This window comes from Vibrio sp. 1078-1, from assembly GCF_033340475.1.
Genome location: NZ_JAWOWM010000629.1, coordinates 1 through 583, shown reverse-complemented (window position 1 = coordinate 583; position 583 = coordinate 1). Strand labels below are relative to the sequence as shown.

The window sequence follows — 583 nt, the reverse complement described above, 5'->3', positions numbered from 1 at the left end:
GCTCTGAACAAGTGGCAGAAATTGCAGGGCATCAACAAGCGATGTTGCATAAATACGAGCTACATCAGTCCGCCTAAGTGACATGTTTTTATCTTCTATAAGCAGAACTTCGGTTCTGCTTTTTTGTTGCTTCTACGCACCTTCTCATTGCTATTCAAATCGCAAAAGTGAGTTATATCGCATCTTGCTCATTTCTTAAGGGCTGAGTTATCACTACGTGGTGTCAATGCTATGTCGGTAAAACAAGATGGCTAGAATGTTGTGCGAATTCAAAGGAATGAATCATGCGACTATTACAAAGAGCCAGCCTTATACTGGTTAATCATCAGCAAGAACTTTTGCTTATCCAGCGTTTTCAAAACGATAGACACTATTGGGTTTTCCCCTGCGGTAGTGTTGAGGTTGGAGAGCTGCCTGTTGAAGCGGCGAAAAGAGAAGCGCTGGAAGAAACCTCTTTGGAACTCAATCGGATCCAAAAGGTTTTTGAGCTCGAAAACCAAGGTCGCTTAGAAACCTATTTTCTTTCTTATGTAGGGAACTTAAAAGTGAAACTTGGGAGTGGGCCAGAGCAAATCAGAAAATC

At 42.0% G+C, this 583-nt stretch carries 1 protein-coding gene; it reads left to right on the top strand.

The window, feature by feature from the left end; translation table 11 throughout:
* Positions 1-284: 284 nt before the first annotated feature.
* The coding region (locus tag R7190_RS29190; RefSeq protein ID WP_318138113.1) for an NUDIX domain-containing protein at positions 285-583 on the top strand (299 nt) is incomplete at its 3' end.